Here is a 12,358-nt window from a genome sequence, read left to right on the forward strand (position 1 = left end):
GGTAGCGGGCCTTTGTACATTCAGCCAATCCCGCCCCTAGAGTTCCTCGACCGCCTCGTCCTCCGCCTTGGTCAAGCGCGAAATACAGTCGACCTCAGCCTTGTGGTGAGCATCCCTCACGGCATTGACGACATTCAGGTAGCGCTGACCGCTCAGTTCCACCCTGCGTAACACTCCATTTCCGTCCAGCGGACTTTCACCGAGGGCGGTACTCAATACCTCCAGCACGCGCTGGTCCAGTGTGGGAACCGGGCCTTGGTAAATCTGCGCACAGTATTCCAGGTACTCCAACCCATCAGCCCATGGCGCCACGACACTTTCGAACTGCAGAGGAAAACGCCGTTTGAGGTAGCGTTGCCAACTCGCATCCGCGGCCATCCACTGTTGCCGGTTTGCAGCGGTCTCATTCACCAGCACCGCGTCCCTGACGTTCATCACCGTTCTCTTCGAAAGGTTCGCTTCCGCCCTGTAGTGCATGCCCTTCGACAGTTCGGGGTAGTTCAGCGCTTTCGCAAGGCCTTGGCGCAGTGCCAGGCGGATCTCGATGTCGTCCACATTCTCACGCATGAGCAACCCGTCACTGATGTCGTCCTGAACGGCCAGATCAGGCAGTGTCTCCTGCCTGATCAGCGCCCGGCGCCGCAACACCCGGCGCTGGGCCACAAGTTCGCTCAGGCGCTGCACTTCATGGCGCCGAAACAGTTTTCGGTAGAGGTGAACCAGCACATGGCTCAGTTCGATGTTGTTGGCCGCCTCCGCGCCAAAACGGTGAACCAGCGCAGTGGTTTCCAGCTCGCTGAAGGCATCCGTGCCGGCATCGCCGCAGGTAAACGGAAAGCTTCGGGCAATCTCGATCAGTTCCTCGCGCAGTTCGTCATGTTGCGAACTGTACTCAAGCAATTCCCAGACCCTGTCGTTCAGGCCAGCTTTGTTGATCTGGTATTCCCGGGATTCGGCCAGACGGTCCAGAACGTCCATCAGTTCACTGTTACCGCGGCGAACGAACAGCTCGCTCCACAGCTCGCGCTGTTCGGCGCTGCACCCCACCAGCCACGGCAAGGTCGGGTGCTGGAACTGCCCCGAGGCGTGAAAAATCGAGCCCGTGGCTTCGAGCCGCGCCACGCTCTCGGCCAGCAGCGGGTTGTAATTGACGTGCAGCCGGCTCTGATTGGTATCGCTATGCCGCAGAATCTCGGCGAAGCGGGTGTTCTCCAGCTCCGGGAGTTCAGTCATGTAGTTCGAGCTCAGCTCGACCTGACGCAAGCGACAACGTGGCGAGCTCATCAGCCGGGAAAGGCCTTGGGGCCAGGCGGTAATGGCGCATGATTCCAGGTCCAGGTGCTGCAACATCGCCAGGTTGCCGACATCCGGCGCAAGCCCCAGCGGATTGGATGACAGTGACAGCACCCGAAGCTGCGAAAAGCGGCCGAATGCCCGTGCGCCATCGGCATCGAGGACGATCCGGTTACTGCCCAGGCTCAGACGCTCCAGCGGCAGGACCGACAATGCTTCGAGGTCGCTGGCGCTCAACACCAACCCATTGAACCGCATGCTCAACCGGCACAGCGAAGGCAAGCCGCAAAGGTCGCGCAATACCGGACCCGGAAGGCTCGCCAGGCGATTGCTGGTCAGGTTAAGCGACTGCAGTCCGTGGAGCGAACGCAGGGGCGCGAACACATTCAGCGAGTTGGACAATGAATTGATACTCAGGTCGAGCGTGCTCAGGCTGGCCATGTGAGCAACCGACGCGGGAACGGTGCTCAAGTTATTGTTGAGCAATATGAGCTCACGCAACTCGCCGAAGCAGCCCAGAAAGCTCTCGGGGAGTTCTTCCAGCCCCATGCTCTCCATGTTCAGTAGTTTTATGTGGTCGAATCGGGCCCCCAGTACAGGCAGCCGGGAAACGCGCTGCCCGGACAAGTCGAGGGTATGTGATCGCTCGCCGTCACCGGCAAGGCGCCAAGCCTCCTTCAGGCGCTGTCCTATCCGCCAGCGGTAATCACGCTCGATGGCACTGATCCGCAGCTCGAGCTGCCATTCGCGCAGGCTGTGTGAAAGCTCCCCGTATTCGTTTTCCAGCGCCTCGATCGCGGTGCCCAGATGCTCGTACTTCGATAGCAGACGGACCTTGAGGTCCCGTATCTGATTGCGGTTCAAGTCTGGGTAAAGCTCACTCAGCCTTCGCCCCGTTGCTTGAGTGCTCTGTGTGCCACCGAGCGTATAACCGATTCGTCCGTCAGCCAACCGCATTGGCGAACGAAACCCTGGCTTTACCGGCTGCTGACCCAACAACTGCGAGGCCTGCACACGGTCGTCCGTGGCCAACCGGTACAGCAAGGCCTGCAACGGCGGCTGTCCGGGCAAATCCAGCATCAGCTCGGCGCGCTTGTTGGCTGGAAGGGCTGCCAGGATGGCCGCGGCCATGGACTCGTTCTTGGCGAGCACCTGCCCGTCAACGTCGTACGTGACATAGCTCCCGTGCTCGCGCACGAACGTCCTCTTCAACGCCGCACCCGTGCCGCCTAGCTGTTCAAGCAAATGCCCGTCCGGGGTGTCTCTGCGCAGCTCGAAACGAACCCCGCCATTCCAGCTGGGCAGCTTTTCCACCAAGCGCAAGGCCAGGCGATCGCTGTCCCGGTTTGCCATGGTTGACCGATACAGGCCCTCGAATGCTCGACTCAATCGAATCTGGCGCTGATACAGGCGGGCTTCCTCTGCCAGGGTCAGGGGAATCCGCTGATTGCCGTCCTCCAGGCCGCTGGCGTGGCTGAGCAGTTCATCGACGACCTCATCAGGCAGCGAGGCATACCGTTGCTGAAGAATCCGGGCCCTCGGCGACCTGGGCACCTCGCCTTGATCGTACAGGCTTTCGAATATCGTCCTCCGACGCCGGATGATACGTCTGACCAATCGCTCACGTACGACCTGCGCCCGCGTATCGGGCGCCACACCCGCGCCCAGCAGGTGATTGATCTCGTCTTCATCAAGCTGCGCAACGATGGCTTCGGGCAGGCGGTTGTCAAACAGGTCCCGGGCAAGCACCTTGATCGATCGGCCCTCCGGCCAGAGCTGCCGCCCATAGGCCGTCGAAGTACCCGAGAACGCAGGCCCTTCGAACACTTCGATAACCCGCGCCGGCCAGCCCGGCAACTCTATCGCCAGCCCTGCACAGAAGCCCATGTCCACCCCGCCGGGCAAGCCGCTGCGCATGTGTTCGGCCATCCGGCTGATACGCTGATCCAGGCGCAGCCGTCGCAGGGTATCGACCAGCAACGGCGGGATCGGGGTGTTCTCCAGGTACACCCGACGCAGCATATCGTCGCTGATACCACTGATATCGGCTGCGTGCGCCAGCTCGATATCATCCAGCCCGTGAGTCACCGGGCCCATGCGGCACAACAGTTTCCGCCGGCTCCAGGTCAGGGGCTGCTCGCCCTTTGCTACCCAGGTACCCTGGCCGTTATGCCTGAGCTGCGGTTGATAGGCTTCGGCGTTGGCGGGATGGAGAATCCGCCATTCGCCATCCGCGCCCTGGGCGATCTCATGAACGCTATCGTGCAGGCGCAGGTAGCGTTTGCCGGCGAGCGCGTATACCCCCTGTGCGTCGCACACCTCTTTGGCCAGATCGACCTCACTGGCATAGGGCTTCAGGTCCGGCTTCCACAGACGAAGCTGGCCGTCTGGCCGACGGACCTGGATCAGCCCGTCCACAAATTCGCTTGAAGCAGCCCTCGACGCTTGATGACCGACCAGTCCCAGGCCCGCCATCAGGGCGATATTCAGACCCACCGCCTCAAAAACCGACCAGGCCTCATCCAGATCACCCTCCTCCCAGAGATGAACGCCATCGACTACCTCAGCGAACAATTGCTCTGCAGCCACGGCCGCCATGACCAGATCCAGCCCGGGCACGAAGAACGCGGCAGCGTTCAGCAGGTCGAATCCCATGCTCTCCCAGTACGCCAGGCGCGCCTTGCGTGCTTGCTCATCGGCATCGGCGCTGGGGACGGCCAGCGTCCTGGCATCGGCCTTGAGCTTTTCGACATAACGGTCCTGCAGATGACCGAACAGCTCAGCCTCGATGGGCACCGCGCTCAGGTTGAGATTGGCGTTGGGATCGGGCTGGCGCTCATGCACGCCATTGGGCTGGCGAACCTGGTGGTACAACACCCCTTCGAGGCGGTGCATGACATGGGCTTCGCTGGCCTTGGGCACGTGCCGGCGCAACAGTGCCTGATAGTCGGGCAAGCGCAGCTTGACCCGCAGGTCGCGTATGGCAGCGCTGGCCGAGGGATACTCCTTCAATGGGCTCGACGGCGCTCCCGGCAGGTAGACCAGCAGCGGCTCAGCCCTGTCCCCTCTACCCAGCCCGCCGCTGATCAGCAACACTTGGGCCAATGCGGTCTCGAACATCGACAACTGCCAGTAACGGACCGGCCTGTCATTGAAGCGTGGGGCCCGCTCCCCTCCCAGCAACGCCAGCAGCATCTGCCGGGCCGACGGACCGATTTCCTGCTTCAGGAAGGCGATCTGCATATCAACCCGCAATTGATCCTTGCAGGCGACAACGGATTGCTCACGCACCGTGTTGCGAGTGGCAGGGCTATCGAACACCTGTGTCAGGTGCCGCTGGTACTGCCCGCCGAGGTCAAGATCGTGGCACAGGCGGGCGAACCGCGCCGGCTCGATGGATAACTTCTCCCGATAGCGATAGCGAAAGCGGGGATAAGCACCCGGGCTGGCGGGAACCAGCTCCAGGCTGAACGCATCCTTGGGCGCCAGCGCGGTGCCGGCTTCGAATTCGACGTCACTGGCAAAGTTCTGCAGGGCGGCCTGCATCAGGCTTTGGCGCTGCGGAACGGTTCTGAGCATCGAGCCCGCCATGTCCGGCTCGCGGGTGATCTGGACGAATTCGTCCTTGTTCAAGTCGACCGCCACGCCCAGCGCAGCGGCGATACGCGCCTGGAGCAAGGGCTCGGCGAACTCGCCAATCCCTTTCAGCGGCTTGAGCGTGACGGCCAGGGCCTTTCTTGAGTGGCGGCGACGGGTCTGATACTCCAACAGGGCCTGACGCTCTACCTCGGGGGCGCTATTGAACCAATGCTCAGGCGCCGAGGCGCCGTTTTGCTCGGCCAACTGACTGTCGCGAAGACGCTTGAAGTCGGCAGGAGTGGAGTGCTTGAAGTAATCGGGCAAGCGCCCCTGGATAAAGGGCGCGTGCAGATCGGGGACAGCGAGGGGCTGGGGGGACGTCATCGCAGGTTTTCCTAAGGCAAATGAGCACGAAGGAAACCTGCTTGAGCTGCTGCAACGGTGCTACATACTGCTTAACGCCAGCGGCTGAGCCGGCTCCACAACCCGAGCAACGCGTTCTCGACCGAGCCGCTGGCCGCCAGCCCTACCCGTTCCTGCAGGCTTTTGCGCTCGGCATAGTGCAGGTGATAGAGGTTCGAATCACGCGCCCGCTCGCCAAGGTACTCGTCGCTGGTCTTGAGCTCGTCGACCAGTTGCTTGTTCAGCGCCGCCACGCCCAGCCAGACTTCACCGGTGGCAACATCATCGATGTGCAATTGCGGGCGATAACGCGAAACGAAGTCCTTGAACAACTGATGGGTCACATCCAGGTCTTCCTGGAATTTCTCCCGACCCTTCTCGGTATTCTCGCCGAACACCGTCAGCGTGCGCTTGTACTCGCCGGCGGTCAGCACTTCGAAGTCGATATCGTGCTTCTTCAGCAGGCGGTTGACGTTGGGCAACTGCGCCACCACGCCGATGGAGCCGAGGATGGCGAAAGGCGCACTGACGATACGCTCGCCGATGCAGGCCATCATGTAGCCGCCGCTGGCCGCGACCTTGTCGATACACACCGTCAGCGGCACGCCGGCCTGGCGAATACGCGCCAACTGGGACGCAGCCAGGCCGTAGCTGTGGACCATGCCGCCGCCGCTTTCGAGACGCAGCACTACTTCGTCGCGCGGCGTTGCCAGCGTCAGCAAGGCGGTGATTTCGTGGCGCAGGCTGTCGGTGGCCGACGCCTTGATATCGCCGTCAAAGTCGAGGACAAACACCCGCGGCTTGTCTTCCGGGGCTTTCTTCTGTTTCTTCTGTTCCTTGGCCTGCTGCTTGCGCAGGGCCTTGAGCTGGTTCTTTTCCAACAGGCCCGACTCCAGGCGCTCACGCAAGTCCTTGTAGAACTCATTGAGCCGAGTAACCTGCAATTGCCCGCCGGCCTTGCGCCGTCCCTTGCCGCGAAGACCGGCGATAGCCGACAGCACAACCAGAACCGCGATTACCAGAGTGGCGGTCTTGGCGAGAAAGCTTGCGTACTCTGCAAGAAACTCCACGATAACTCCTTAGCTGACCTGCGCCGCGAGGGCGCGAAAACGATAGTGAAGCATACCGGCGCCGACAGGCCGTCGCCAGCGTAGGAAATTTCCAGCAACGCAGTTCAAACGCCCTTTTCAAACGCTTGTATGTTTTTTCGTTGACAGCCTGCCGGTGGCAACCTAACCTCGCCAAATCCTACTTACCCAGGCGTACGACGTGGGCAGCATCTACCTCATTCGACATGGCCAGGCCTCATTCGGTGCAGATGATTACGACGTGCTGTCCCCGGTCGGCACACGCCAGAGCAAAGTCCTCGGCGCACACATGGCCCAGCTTGGGCTGAGCCTGGATCGCTGCCTGGCCGGCGACTTGCGCCGCCAACAAGACACCGCGAGCCTGGCGATGGCCAGCATGCAAGCGGGCGGCGCCCTGGTGCCAACGCTTGAAACCGATGCCGCTTTCAATGAATTCGACGCCGACGCGGTGATCCGCGCGCTGCTCCCCGGCCTTCTGCCGGATGAGCCCGAAGCCCTGCATATATTGCGCAACGCCCGCGATAACCGGGCCGAGTTCCAGCGCCTGTTCGCGCTGATCGTGCAGCGCTGGCATGGCGGGCAACACGACACCGATGGCCTGGAAAGCTGGGCCGGCTTCGTCCAGCGCACCGGCGACGGCTTGCAGCGGGTCCTGGAGCAGGCCGCCAGCGGCGACAACATTGCGATCTTCACCTCCGGTGGCACCATCGCCGCCCTGCTTCACCGCGTCACCGGTATCAGCGCCAGTCAGGCTTTCGAGCTGAACTGGCAGATCATCAACACCTCGCTCAGCCAACTGAAGTTCCGTGGCGGCGAAGTGACCCTGGCCTCCTTCAACAGCCAAGCCCACGTGCGGCTATTGAGGGTGCCGGAACTCGTCACCTATCGATGAATTCCGGCTCACCGCGACCCCCTGCGTCGCTGAAATCACTTAATAAGGAAAACACCATGAGCGATGTCGCCAAAGCCGTTGAAGCCATGAAAGCCAAATTCAACCCGGCTGCCGCTGCCGGCCTGGACCTGGTCTTCGGTTTCAACATCACCGATGAAGACAAGCACTACGCCCTGATCGTCAAGGATGGCACCTGCGAAATCCAGGAAGGCGAAAACGCCGACGCCAACTGCACCCTGGTGCTGGACAGCGAAACCCTGAAAGGCATCGTCAGCGGCGAAACCGACGGCATGCAGGCCTTCATGGGCGGCAAGCTGCGCGTCGAAGGCGACATGATGCTGTCGATGAAGCTCAGCGAGCTGTTCCCGGCCTAAGCATCACGCCCATGGCGAAAAAAGAACCGAAGCCCTCACCCGCTTCGGTTTTTTTTCGCCCGCGAATCGGGCGGCATCAGGTGCGTTGATCGACCGGCAACACCCACGCCAATAAGGCATGGCGACGCTTGGCAGGTACTCACGCGAGAATTAGATTAGCCAATGTTCCACGGCTACCAAAATAAGGGAAAAGCATGACGCTCACCGACCAGTCCACCCAGGTCCGCCCCGGCGAAGAACTCGATCCCACCCTGATCGACCCGTACCTGAAGGCGAACATCCCCGGCCTCAGCGGTGTTCCGACCATCAGCCAGTTCCCCGGCGGCGCCTCCAACCTGACCTACCTGGTGACCTACCCGGAGCGCGAATTCGTGCTGCGCCGGCCGCCCTTCGGCCACAAGGCCAAGTCGGCCCACGACATGGGTCGCGAGTTCCGCATCCTCAACCAGCTCAATGCCGGTTTCCCGTATTGCCCCAAGGCCTACGTGCACTGCACCGACGAGTCGCTGATCGGTGGCGAGTTCTACGTGATGGAGCGGGTCAAGGGCATCATCCTGCGCTCCGACCTGCCGCCTGAACTGGGCCTCGACGCCCAGCGCACCGAGGCGCTGTGCAAAAGCTTTATCGATCGCCTGGTGGAACTGCACCAGGTCGATTACCACGCTTGCGGCCTGGCCGACCTGGGCAAGCCGGAGGGCTACGTGCAGCGCCAGATCGAAGGCTGGAACACCCGCTACGAAAAGGCCCTGACCCCCGACGCGCCGCGCTGGGAAGCGGTGATCGCCTGGCTGCGCGAGAAAATGCCGGCGGACCATCACCGCCCCGGCATCATCCATAACGACTACCGCTTCGACAACGTGATCCTCGACGCGGAAAACCCGATGCGCATCATCGGCGTGCTGGACTGGGAAATGACCACCATCGGCGACCCGTTGATGGACCTGGGCAACACCTTGGCCTACTGGATCGAAGCCGATGACCCGGCGCCGGTGCAACTGATGCGTCGCCAGCCGAGCAATGCCCCCGGCATGCTCACCCGCCGCCAGTTCGTCGACTACTACGCCGAACGCGCGGGCATCGAGATCACCAACTTCGACTTCTACTACACCTACGGCCTGTTCCGCCTGGCCGGGATCGTCCAGCAGATCTACTACCGCTTCTACCATGGCCAGACCCAGGACAAACGCTTCGCCCAGTTCATCCACATGAACAAGCTGCTGGAACACATGAGCCTGCAGGTCATCAAAGCGTCCAGCCTCTGACAACTACAACAAGGAACCGCCCATGTCCAAGACCCAACTGTTCGACCTCGACGGCAAGATCGCCTTCGTCTCCGGCGCCAGCCGCGGCATCGGCGAGGCCATCGCCCACCTGCTGGCCCAGCAAGGCGCGCATGTGATCGTCTCCAGCCGCAGACTGGACGGCTGCCAGCATGTCGCTGACGCCATCATCGCCGCCGGCGGCAAGGCTACCGCCGTTGCCTGCCACATTGGCGAAATGGAGCAGATCGGAGCTGTGTTCGCCGGTATTCGCGAGCAGTTCGGTCGCCTGGACATCCTGGTCAACAATGCCGCCACCAACCCGCAGTTCTGCAACGTGCTGGACACCGACCTCAGCGCCTTCCAGAAGACCGTGGACGTGAACATCCGCGGCTACTTCTTCATGTCGGTGGAAGCCGGCAAGCTGATGCGCGAGAACGGCGGCGGCAGCATCATCAACGTCGCCTCGATCAACGGCGTCTCGCCAGGCGTGTTCCAGGGCATCTACTCGGTGACCAAGGCCGCCGTGATCAACATGACCAAGGTCTTCGCCAAGGAATGCGCGCCATTCGGCATCCGCTGCAACGCCCTGCTGCCGGGCCTGACCGACACCAAGTTCGCCTCGGCGCTGGTGAAGAACGAGGCCATCCTCAATACCGCGCTGCAACAGATCCCGCTCAAGCGCGTGGCCGATCCGAAAGAGATGGCGGGCGCGGTGCTGTATCTGGCCAGCGATGCGTCGAGCTACACCACGGGTGTGGCGTTGAATGTGGATGGTGGGTTCCTGTCCTGATTTTTCGGGCCTCATCGCTCCGGCTCGGCACCCCACAAGCCAGCGATGAGGCCCTCAACCCAACACAAAACCTGACGACAGCGGTAACATACAGCCCTTCCGGCGAGCCCATTCCCGCCTGCCCCTGTCGCTCAAGAAATCCCCATGCCTTTCGAACTCAGCGTTGACCTCACCACCCTCGCCATTCTCGCCGCCGTAGCCTTCGTTGCCGGTTTCATCGATGCCATCGCCGGCGGTGGCGGCCTGCTGACCACGCCCGCCCTGCTCACCGCCGGGATGCCGCCGCACCTGGTGCTGGGCACCAACAAGCTCAGTTCCACGTTCGGTTCGGCCACCGCCGGCTTCACCTACTACCGGCGCAAGCTGTTCCATCCGGGGCAGTGGAAGCACGCCCTGGTGGGCACCCTGGTAGGTGCGCTGATCGGCGCGGTCATCGCCCACTACCTGCCGGCAGAATGGCTGAACAAGATGTTGCCGGTGGTGGTCTTCGCCTGCGGCGTTTATCTGCTGTTCGGCGGCACGCCAAAGGCGCCGCTGGACGCCGATGCGCCCATCAAGAAGAAATGGCAGTTCCCGCAGGGCTTCACCCTCGGTTTCTATGACGGCGTCGCGGGCCCCGGCACCGGCGCCTTCTGGACCGTCAGCACGCTGCTGATCTACCCCATCGACCTGGTCAAGGCCAGCGGCGTAGCGCGCAGCATGAACTTCGTCAGCAACGCGGCGGCGCTGTCGGTGTTCATCTTCTCGGGTCAGGTGGATTGGCTGGTGGGGCTGTCGATGGGCTCGGCGTTGATGGTCGGCGCCTTCTTCGGTGCTCGAACCGCCATCAGCGGCGGTTCGAAGTTCATTCGCCCAGTGTTCATCACCGTGGTGCTGGCGCTGACCGTGCGCCTAGCGTGGCAGCACTGGTTCGGCCAGGCCTAAGCGCCGCGCCACATAGAGGTCGATCAGGTAGCGGGCGATGGAACGCCCGGCCGGCAGTGGCGGCAGCGCATCGATGCGGAACCACTGGGCGTCCTCAATCTCGTCCGGCTGCATGACAATCTCGCCACCCGCGTACTCGGCATGGAAGCCCAGCATCATCGAGTGCGGGAACGGCCAGCACTGGCTGCCGACGTACTGGATGTTCTGCACCTCGATCGCCACTTCCTCGCGCACCTCGCGCACCAGACAATCCTCCGCCGACTCGCCCGGCTCGGCAAAGCCGGCCAGGGTGCTGTAGACGCCGGTGACAAAGCGCGGCGAACGCGCCAGGAGGATTTCGTCGCCACGGGTGACAAGCACGATCATGCTCGGGGAAATCCGCGGGTAGCTGCGCAGATCACAGGGCTGGCAGTACATCGCCCGCTCCAGCGGCACCTGGGTCATGGCCTGGCCGCAACTGCCGCAGAAGCGGTGCTCGCGGGCCCAGGTGGAAATCTGCGCGGCATAGCCGAGGATCTTGTAGGTATCGAAGTCGCCGTCCAGCATGAACTGACGCAACCCTTGCCAGCGGCACCCCGACAACGCCTGGGCGCCGTGCAACTCGATCAGGTAGACCGGCTGGCCATCGTAGTGGCCAATACCGTGTTCGAAGCGGATATCCAGCTCCTGGCGCTTGAGCCAGTCGCGGGGGAACAGTGCGCCGTTGGCGTCCAGCATGAATCCTTCGGCGCTGCGCACGACCGCTAGGCCGCCATTGAGAGTCGTATCCAGTACCGCTGTGGTCCAACGCGCTGACATGTTCCCTTTCCTTAGCGGGTCGCCGCCCTGCTCAGTCGGCGAACTCCGGCTTCTGTTTGCTCATGTGGGCGGCCACGGCCACCCGCAGGTCGGTGGATTGCAGCATGGCGGCGTTCCAGGTGGCGATGTACTCGAGCCCGTCGTCGATCCGGTGATCGCGCATATAGCTGAGCATCTCCTTGGTGCCGGCCACGGCAATCGGGGATTTTCCCGCAATTTCCGTGGCAATGGCAAAGACTCCGTCAAGCAGGCTGCCGTGATCGTCGAACGTCCGGTTGACCAGGCCGATGCGCCGCGCCTCTTCGGCGTCGATGGTGCGCCCGGTGTAGGCCAGTTCGCGCACCAGGCCATCGCTGATAATCCGCGGCAAACGTTGCAGGGTGCCGACGTCAGCGGCCATGCCCATGTCGATCTCTTTGATCGAGAACTGGGCATCGCTGGCGGCGTAGCGCATGTCGCAAGCGGCGATCAGGTCGATGGCGCCGCCGATGCAATAACCCTGGATCGCCGCCAGCACCGGCTTGCGGCAATTGTCGACGGCGTTGAAAGAGGCTTGCATCTGCAGGATCTTGCGGCGCAACAGGCGGGCGTTGCGGCCGACGTCCTTGCCCAGCTCGTTGGCCACCGAGGCCAGCAGCATCAGGTCGATGCCCGAGGAAAAGTGTTTGCCGGCGCCGCTGATGACCACCACCCGTACGGCATCGGTCTCGTCGATCCACTGGAAGATTTCGACGATCTCGCTCCAGAACGCGGCGTTCATGGCGTTGATCTTTTCCGGGCGGTTGATCTGGACGTGGGCGATGTTGTTCGACAGCTCGACCTTGAACGCGGTGTAGTCGGTCACGGCGACGCTCCTTGAGCAGCAGATGTAGGAAAGCTCGGACTATATCGCAACCGCCAGGCCGCACTTGTGCCAAAACCGGGACTGCGCGCCTTGATCTTGAACAGTGCTTGCG

9 protein-coding genes are annotated in these 12,358 nt (G+C 62.5%); 5 read left to right on the forward strand and 4 right to left on the reverse strand.

Annotated features, from left to right (window positions below; genetic code table 11):
• Nucleotides 1-36: 36 nt before the first annotated feature.
• Nucleotides 37-5,256, reverse strand: a complete 5,220-nt coding sequence (locus NTD88_RS10420; protein ID WP_262154946.1) for a dermonecrotic toxin domain-containing protein — start codon at nt 5,254-5,256, stop codon at nt 37-39.
• 71 nt (nt 5,257-5,327) lie between these two features.
• A complete protein-coding gene (gene sohB, locus NTD88_RS10425; RefSeq protein ID WP_262129320.1) occupies nt 5,328-6,344 on the reverse strand; it encodes a protease SohB in 1,017 nt (338 codons plus the stop codon).
• Between the two features lie 199 nt (nt 6,345-6,543).
• Between sohB and NTD88_RS10430 the strand changes: the two genes are divergently transcribed.
• From NTD88_RS10430 to NTD88_RS10450, 5 genes are all read left to right on the forward strand, one after another.
• Nucleotides 6,544-7,254, forward strand: a complete 711-nt coding sequence (locus NTD88_RS10430) for a histidine phosphatase family protein (protein ID WP_095155080.1) — start codon at nt 6,544-6,546, stop codon at nt 7,252-7,254.
• 56 nt (nt 7,255-7,310) lie between these two features.
• Nucleotides 7,311-7,628 (forward strand): SCP2 sterol-binding domain-containing protein, encoded by a 318-nt coding sequence (locus tag NTD88_RS10435; RefSeq protein ID WP_036995189.1) that lies wholly within the window; start codon nt 7,311-7,313, stop codon nt 7,626-7,628.
• Nucleotides 7,629-7,822: 194 nt separating this feature from the next.
• The gene (locus tag NTD88_RS10440; protein ID WP_262154948.1) at nt 7,823-8,890 is read left to right on the forward strand and encodes a phosphotransferase family protein; all 1,068 of its coding nucleotides are present in this window, start codon (nt 7,823-7,825) and stop codon (nt 8,888-8,890) included.
• 22 nt (nt 8,891-8,912) lie between these two features.
• On the forward strand, nt 8,913-9,680 hold the full coding sequence (locus NTD88_RS10445; protein WP_262129317.1) for an SDR family oxidoreductase: 768 nt from the start codon (nt 8,913-8,915) through the stop codon (nt 9,678-9,680).
• 144 nt (nt 9,681-9,824) lie between these two features.
• Nucleotides 9,825-10,604, forward strand: a complete 780-nt coding sequence (locus NTD88_RS10450) for a TSUP family transporter (protein WP_262129316.1) — start codon at nt 9,825-9,827, stop codon at nt 10,602-10,604.
• Here NTD88_RS10450 and nudC read toward each other — a convergent pair.
• On the reverse strand, nt 10,572-11,402 hold the full coding sequence (nudC, locus tag NTD88_RS10455; RefSeq protein ID WP_095155084.1) for an NAD(+) diphosphatase: 831 nt from the start codon (nt 11,400-11,402) through the stop codon (nt 10,572-10,574). The genes NTD88_RS10450 and nudC overlap by 33 nt on opposite strands.
• Nucleotides 11,403-11,433: 31 nt before the next feature.
• On the reverse strand, nt 11,434-12,246 hold the full coding sequence (locus tag NTD88_RS10460) for a crotonase/enoyl-CoA hydratase family protein (RefSeq protein ID WP_095155085.1): 813 nt from the start codon (nt 12,244-12,246) through the stop codon (nt 11,434-11,436).
• Between the last annotated feature and the right edge of the window lie 112 nt (nt 12,247-12,358).

The organism is Pseudomonas sp. 20P_3.2_Bac5 (genome assembly GCF_025466035.1).
Taxonomy (GTDB): Bacteria; Pseudomonadota; Gammaproteobacteria; order Pseudomonadales; family Pseudomonadaceae; genus Aquipseudomonas.